This is a genomic window from Streptomyces nanshensis, from assembly GCF_001751255.1.
Lineage (GTDB): Bacteria > Actinomycetota > Actinomycetes > Streptomycetales > Streptomycetaceae > Streptomyces > Streptomyces nanshensis_A.
The window spans coordinates 1-7067 of the sequence record NZ_LJGW01000267.1; the positions used below are offsets into that span (position 1 = coordinate 1).

A 7067-nucleotide genomic window follows, 5' to 3' on the forward strand; every position below is an offset into this window, starting at 1 on the left:
CGCGCGGGTGCCCGCGCCCGCTTGGACCTCGTAACCGTCGTACTCCTCGAACCCGTCGTATCCGTCGTAGTCGCCGTGACCGTCACGGCCGCCGGAGACGCCGGGGGCGGCGCGACCGGGGCCGCCCGGCTCACCGCTCTCGCGACCCGCGGGAGCCTCGCGGCCCTCGTGCGGGCTCAGCGCGGGAAGCTCCGCGGTCTCGTCCCGGCCGCAGCGGGCGAAGGGTTCGAGGTCGGGCGCCCGTGTGCCCCGGTCCGCCGGCTGCGGCAGGTCGACATAGGGACGTATGTGCATCGGGTCGACGTGCTCGGCCGTGAACGGGCCCACGCAGCCACAGAACTTCCCCCCGTCCGCGGTCAGTTCCGCACCGCACTCCGGGCAGCATCTATGCGCCGTCATCCCGGCCCCTCCCCTGGGTCTGCCGCCGCGCCCTATACGCGGCGACGCAACCCGAATCGCCAGTGACTGTCCAGCCGTGCACCTTACGTGGTCGGTGTGCGGAGGAGTCGGGAGGGGCCCGAAACGGCGTGCGAAGGTGACGAGAGTCATTCCGGGCCGAACCGCCCAACTGCCGTACGCCCGCCCCCGTTTCGGCGGGCGGAACGCACGGCGCACACGCGGGACATACGGCATACACGGGACGCCGGGACGCCGGATCCCGCGGAAGGCGAAGGCTAGGGCGTGTCCGGAAAGTAGCGTCGTTGCCCTGCTGGGCAGGGCGGGGGTGCGGGGTCTGGTGCGTGCGATCGCAAGGCGGAGGAGGAGAGCGCAGCGTGCTGCGCCGACGATCGACAACGGGGCGCCTGCCAGGTCAGGGTCTTCGCGGACGCGCCCTCGCCGGTGAAGACCAGCGACGCAGGCGAGTCGTTCTTCGCCATCAGGAAGACCGCGCACTCCGTCACGGACGCCTTCGGCTTCACCATCGTGTCCGGCTCGGCGTCCGGGCAGGGCGTGAACGCCTGGCCGGAGAAGTCGATGAGGTTGAGGCGGCGGGCCGGATGCCCGCTGACCGCCTGCAGTTGGACCTTCTGGTTCATCCGCGGCAGCAGCTTGTGCGCGCCCTTGTTCCGGTATTGGACGGTCACGTAGTACGGGACCTTGTCCTTGTCGTCCGCGCTCAGCTTGAAGCGCCCGAGGTCGGCCTGCTTTCCGGGCCGGATGCTGCGCGGGGCGGCCTCGACCTTGACCGTACGGCCGTCGGCGTCCCGTACCGCGGAGTCGGCGGACTCCTTCAACGGCAGGATGTCCTCGGGCAGTTCGCCCTTCTTCGCGTCCCCGGCCCGCCAGATCACCGGGGCGACGTCCTTGCCGTCCGCGTCCCTGCCGGTGTACGAGACGACGGCCGGGGGACGGTTGTCGGGCATCATCACGATCTCGCAGACGGTCGCGGTGCCGCCGGGCTTCAGGGACTGCGGCGCCTGCTTCGAACAGGCCTCCGGCAGGCCGGACTTCTTCGACAGCGCGGAGGAGAAGACCGAAACGCCCTTGCCGGGCTGCCCGTCCGCGGCGACGAGGTCGAAATCGCGCTGCGGGGGCTGCTGGATGCTCGTCTTGCCCTCGTTGGTGTAGGAGACGGTGAGGTAGTACGGCACCAGTCCCTTGAGGTCGTCGTCGAGCCGTACGCCCTCGAAGTCGGACTCCGAGCCGCGGGCCAGCTCACGCGGTGCGGCGCGCAGCACATGGGACTGCTCACGGGAGTCGGTCCAGGTGATGCGGTGCTGCTCGTCGTCCACGTGGACGGGGCGGGCGGGGGTGCCCTGCCCGCGCGCGTCCGCGGCGTCCTTGCCGTCCGCGCCGCCGCTGCCGGCCTCGTCGGAGCCGCCGCAGGCCGCCACGCTCAGGGCGAGCGCCACAGCGCCCGCCGTACCGGCCACACGTCTCATCCATCCGTCTACGCGCACAGGTTCCCCCGTTGTCGATGTGTTGTCGTACCGATCGCGCACCGTCCCGGTACGGCTCAACCGCCGTCCGTCCGTGCCGAGTTCGGAGGGACCCGCCGCGCCACAGGACCGGAGGTCGCAGGGCCGCGGGCGGGTCGCCGCGCGAGAGGTCAGAGTAAGGCACGGCGCGGGGCGGCGGCCGGTCGGAGGCCGGGCGACGACCGGTGGGCGGCGGACGGGACGGCACGGCGAGCACGACAGGGCTCCCGCCGGGACACGACAGGACCCCCGCCGGCTACGCCCCGGCCACGGCCTCGTACAGGCTGAAGGCCCCGAGCCCCACCATGAGCAGCGCCGCGATCCTCGTGATCAGCCGCAGCGGCACGAACCGCATGAGCGTACGTCCGCCGAGGATCCCCAGCGCCGCCACCGCCCACAGCGCGAGCACCGCACCGAGGCCGACGGAGAGCGGATCGTCGTACTGTGCCGCGAGGTTGGCGGTCATGATCTGCGTCAGATCCCCGAACTCCGCGACCAGGATGAGCATGAACCCGCTGGAGGCCACCTTCCAGAACGACTGGCCGCCCGGCGTCCTCGCCTGCTCCTCTTCCCCCTCGTCGTCCTTCTTCAGCAGCACCACCGCGGCGCCCCCGAGGAAGAGCACGCCGACCACGGCCTGCACGAGTCGGTGCGGCAGCAGCGTCAGGACGCTGCCCGCGGCGACGGCGAGGACGACGTGCAGGACGAACGCGGCGGCGACGCCGGCGAAGACGTACGAGGCGCGGTAGCGGGTGCCCAGCACCAGCCCGGCGAGGGCGGTCTTGTCCGGGAGTTCGGCGAGGAAGACGACGCCGAAGACCACGGCGGCGACGGAGAGGCTGATCACGGAAGCTGTCCTTCGGGGAAGGCTGCCTGCCGCCGCGGAGCACGCTTCGGCCCGGCAGCGTCGTACATGACGGTCACTGCTCGGCCGAAGGTCTCGCTGGCGCCACGCCCCGAACCGGCTCTGTACTGCCGCCTGTTCGGGTCGCTGCGCTCCGGGCGCCGGGGCGGGCACGCGGTCACGGGTCGCGCCGCGCGGTGCGCGGCGGCCGGGGACCGGAGGCCCGTCCAGTATGTCGACGGTCCGGCGAAGAGCTACTCCCCTTCTGCTGGAGGCAAGGCTAGACGACGCGGCCGCCCGGACGCGATCGGCACCGGTCAGGGGGCGCGGGGGCGGGCATCAGGAGTACGGCTTCGGGGGCCGCTGCCCGGGGGCGCGGGGGCGCAAGCACGGGCGGGCGCAGCGGGACGGGGGCGGGCGCCGTGAGCCGGAGGACGGGAGGGTCCGCCCAGGAGGCCCGGAAAGGGATATCGGGGACGTGGAGCGGGGATGACGAAGAAACAACAGGAAATGGGCGCGGTCGGCGGGCAGTTCGGCGCGGAGTTGTGACGGAGCCCTTGATGTGACGTGAACACGTCGTCACGCTGTTACCCGACGCCTGCCTCCCGGCAACGTGTTGGCGGCACCATCGGTCGACACGGGGCGTGCGCCTCGCAATATCCCCCCACACAGAGGGAGTTCGTATGCAGAAGGGCATACGCACCAAGCTCTACGCGCGTCGACGCAAGTCGGTCATTACCGCCGCAATCGCCGCACCGTGCGCCGGGCTGCTGCTGTTCACCGCAGGCACCGGTCCGGCGCAGGCCGAGCCGCCCGCACCGCCCAGCGCCGCCCAGGCGAAGACGATGCTGGACGGGCTGACGGAGCAGGCAGAAGGCTCCATGGACGGCTACGACCGCGACAAGTTCCCGCACTGGATAGATCAGGGCGACAGTTGCGACACCCGGGAGGCCGTCCTCAAGCGCGACGGCGAGGGCGTGGAGACGGGCAGCGACTGCTACCCGACCAGCGGCTCCTGGACCAGCCCGTACGACGGCGAGAAGTGGACCGACCCCTCGGACGTCGACATCGACCACATGGTGCCGCTGGCCGAGGCGTGGAAGTCCGGAGCGAGCGACTGGACGCAGGACAAGCGCGAGGAACTCGCCAACAACCTGGAGATCTCCCAGCTCCTCGCGGTCACGGACAACGTGAACCAGTCGAAGAGCGACAGGGACCCGGCCGAGTGGATGCCCCCGAAGGACGACTTCCACTGCACCTACGCCCGGATGTGGATCTGGGTGAAGGACACCTATGACATGACGGCCGACTCTGCCGAGAAGAGCGCCCTCAGCGAGGCACTGGGCACCTGCTGAGCGGTTACGGCGGCGGCACGGGCCGCGCGGCGGCGGTCTGAACGCGGCGCGCGGCCCCGCGCCCGAGGCGCGGAGTGCGCGAGGCAGGTCGCACTGCGCGGGCCTCGGGACGCGACCGCCGGGCGGCGGCCGCCGGCTCTGAGCCGCTGACGGCTGACCGCGGCCGCCGCGCACAATGCAGAGCACCGCTCCGGAATCCATCCGTCCGAACCGGACGTCAGGGCAAATTCCGGAGCGGTGCTCTCGTTGTGTGCCGCCGCTCACAACGCGGGGTCACGCGGAGCGGACGGCCGCACGAGACGCGGCCCGGTGGGGCGAAGTGCCATGCCCTGAGCGAGGGTTGAGCGGGGCCCGGTAGAGACGGGGAACTCCGGAAACTCGCCCGTTGCCCTGGTCGTTCCGTAGCGTGCGGGGCGACGGAGGGAGAGCTTCCATGAGCAGGCTGCGCCTGGGCCCACTGCTGCGCTACGTCGACGAGGACACGGCGACGATCTGGATCGAGACGGACGGCCCCTGTGAGGCGGAGGTCCGCTGCGACCCCGGAAGCGCCGGCGGCACCGCGCACACCTGGCAGATCGCGGGCCACCACTACGCGCTGATCACCGTCGTCGGCCTCGAACCGGGCACCGAGACGACCTACCGCCTCCTCCTCGACGGCACCGAGGTCTGGCCCGCCTCCGGCTCCTCCCTCCCCCCGAGCACGATCCGCACCCCCGCGCCCGGCACCGGTGCGGTCGACGTCGCCTTCGGCTCGTGCCGCTGGGCCGCCCGCCCCTCCGCCAGCTCCCACGACCCGGCCGGTCCCGACGCCCTCGACGCCCTCGCCCAGCGCGCCATCGCGGGCGGCGAACGCCCCGACGTCCTGCTGCTCCTGGGCGACCAGGTCTACGCGGACGAGACCTCCGAGAACGTACGCGAGCAACTCGCCGCCCGGCGCGACCTGTCGGAGCCCCCCTGGAGCCAGGTCGCGGACTTCGGCGAGTACACGCTCCTCTACGACGAGTCCTGGACGGACCCCGAGGTCCGCTGGCTGCTCTCGACCGTTCCGAGCTGCATGATCTTCGACGACCACGACGTGATAGACGACTGGAACACCAGCGAGTCCTGGCGCAGCGAGATGCGCGCGACCGGCTGGTGGCGAGCGCGGATCCTCGGCGGCCTCGCCTCGTACTGGGTCTATCAGCACCTGGGCAACCTCTCGCCGGGCGAGCTGGCCGAGGACCCGGTGTTCGCCGCCGTACGCGCCGCGGAGGACGGTACGGACGTGCTGTACGAGTTCGTGGAGCGCGCCGACCGCGACCCGGACACCGCACGCTGGAGCTACCGCCGGGACTTCGGCCGGGTGCGTCTGCTGATCGTCGACACCCGTGCGGCACGCGTCCTGGACGAGCAGCAGCGCGCGATGCTCGGCAAGGGCGAGATGGCGTGGCTGCGCGAACAGGTCCTCACCGGCACGGGACCGAGCCATCCCGGCGAGGCTCCCGGTCCCGGTCTCGGTCCTGGTCCCCGTTCCGGTACCGGCACGGCCGCGTCCGCCGGCGCCCCCGCTGCCCACCGCGACGGGAGCTACGACCACCTCCTCCTCGGCACCTCCCTGCCCTGGCTGCTGCCGCCCGCCATCCACGGCACGGAGGCGTGGAACGCCGCCCTGTGCCGGGGCGTACGCGGTGAGCGCTGGGCGCGTTTCGGCGAACGGCTGCGCCGCGCGGCCGACTTGGAGCACTGGGCGGCCTATCCGCAGTCCTTCGAGGCGCTGGGCGAACTGCTGGAGGAGGTCGCGGGTGCGCACGAGGCGCCGGCGACGGTGTGCGTGCTCTCCGGCGACGTGCACCACGCCTACGTCAGCGAGCCCCGCTTCGACCGTCCCGTCTCCTCCCGCGTCCTCCAACTGACCTGTTCGCCCATGCACAACAGCATTCCGACGGCGATGCGCGCGGGGTTCCGCTTCGGCTGGAGCCGGGCGGGGCGCGCGCTCGGCCGCGTCCTGGCACGCCATGGACGGACGTGGAGCCCGGGCGCCCACCGCCCCGCCGCGGATCCACGTTCCGGCCCCGTAACGACCGCGACCGCCGCCGGGGGCGCGAGCGGCGGCACCGCACCCGGCAGCGCCGTCGTCGACTGGAAGCGCTCCGGCGGCCCTTGGTTCGGCAACCAGCTCATGACGCTGCGCCTGCGCGGACGTTCGGCGGAGCTGACGTTGGAGCAGGCGCGGGCGGTCCCCGAGGGCGCGGACAGTCCGGGCGGTGTGCCGGGCGCCGGGCGCGGGCTGCGCTCCCGGCTGGAGCAGGTGCTGCGGCGCTCCCTCGTCGAGACGCACCCGTCCCCGCCCCCGTCCGCCAACGCGCCCCACCCCACCGGAAGTTGATCTTCCGCGACGGCGCGCTCCGGTAAGGCGTCCGCCCGCTGAGGGTCCGTTACCGCCCTGAGACAGGACCGAGATCGATCCCGCACGTCCCAGCCGCCACCCCCGTCACCTGCGGGCGTACGCTGGACCGACTTTGTGACGGTGACGTGGATCATGACCATGCCCGGGACCGTAACGGGCGGGTCGGCGGGCAAGGGAGATACGGGGGCGGACGGTGCTGGAGATCCTGCGGTCTCTGACCGGATCCCCCTGGCTGTACGGGATGATCGCGGCCTCCGTCCTGCTGGACGTCTTCGTTCCGCTGCTGCCCAGCGGCGTCCTCGTGGTGGCCGCCGGTACCGCCGTCGCCGGTACGACAGCGGCGGACGCGGCGAATCTGCCCAGCCACGCCCGGCACGCCGCCGAATCGGCCCATCTCCCCGAGGTGTTGGCGCTGGTGCTGTGTGCGGCGGCCGCGTCGGTGGCCGGTGATCTCGTCGCGTACCGGATGGCCCGCCGCGGCGGCGCCCGCTTCGACCGCGCCCTCGCCCGCTCGCACCGGCTGCGGCTGGCGCAGGAACGGCTCGGCCAGGCGCTCGCGGGCG

The 7067-nt window shown here is 72.5% G+C and carries 4 protein-coding genes and 2 pseudogenes; 3 read left to right on the forward strand and 3 right to left on the reverse strand.

Going from position 1 to position 7067, the window contains the following annotated elements:
• From AN218_RS15760 to AN218_RS15770, 3 genes and pseudogenes are all read right to left on the reverse strand, one after another.
• Positions 1–327 (reverse strand): annotated as a pseudogene (locus AN218_RS15760) (hypothetical protein); the annotation flags it as partial.
• A 347-nt stretch (positions 328–674) separates the two neighbouring features.
• Positions 675–1883 (reverse strand): hypothetical protein, encoded by a 1209-nt coding sequence (locus AN218_RS15765; RefSeq protein ID WP_141747592.1) that lies wholly within the window; start codon positions 1881–1883, stop codon positions 675–677.
• A 292-nt stretch (positions 1884–2175) separates the two neighbouring features.
• Positions 2176–2766, reverse strand: a complete 591-nt coding sequence (locus tag AN218_RS15770) for a TMEM165/GDT1 family protein (protein ID WP_070017523.1) — start codon at positions 2764–2766, stop codon at positions 2176–2178.
• Between the two features lie 680 nt (positions 2767–3446).
• Between AN218_RS15770 and AN218_RS15775 the strand changes: the two genes are divergently transcribed.
• From AN218_RS15775 to AN218_RS15785, 3 genes and pseudogenes are all read left to right on the forward strand, one after another.
• The gene (locus tag AN218_RS15775) at positions 3447–4118 is read left to right on the forward strand and encodes an HNH endonuclease family protein (protein ID WP_070017524.1); all 672 of its coding nucleotides are present in this window, start codon (positions 3447–3449) and stop codon (positions 4116–4118) included.
• A gap of 433 nt (positions 4119–4551) precedes the next feature.
• Positions 4552–6483, forward strand: coding sequence for an alkaline phosphatase D family protein (locus AN218_RS15780; protein ID WP_070017525.1), 1932 nt, complete (start codon positions 4552–4554; stop codon positions 6481–6483).
• Positions 6484–6697: 214 nt separating this feature from the next.
• Positions 6698–7067 (forward strand): annotated as a pseudogene (locus tag AN218_RS15785) (hypothetical protein); the annotation flags it as partial.